The 237-nt window shown below is 62.4% G+C and carries 1 protein-coding gene; it reads right to left on the bottom strand.

The genetic code is table 11. The features are described from left to right. Positions 1-237 (bottom strand): amino acid permease (locus J5M58_RS27670; protein ID WP_207880728.1); only part of this gene is annotated, 237 nt, incomplete at both ends.

Below are 237 nucleotides of genomic sequence, written 5' to 3'. Positions count from 1 at the left end.
TACTGATCAGCAAGGCGCCCCACGGCCCGACGATATGCTCCAGTACCGAAGCCAGCGACGGGTTCTGCAGCCCGGCCAGTTCCGGCTGGGTCATCACCCCCAGCGACAACACGTTGACCAGCACCAGGAACAGCAGCACGGTAACGAAGCCGATGACCGTGGCCTTGCCCACGTCAGAGCGTTTTTCCGCCCGCGACGAGAAGATGCTCGCACCCTCGATGCCGATGAACACCCAAA

Origin of the sequence: Pseudomonas sp. 32_A (assembly GCF_017490905.1) — a bacterium.
GTDB lineage: Bacteria > Pseudomonadota > Gammaproteobacteria > Pseudomonadales > Pseudomonadaceae > Aquipseudomonas > Aquipseudomonas inefficax.
This window is presented reverse-complemented; position numbering and strand designations above follow the sequence as displayed.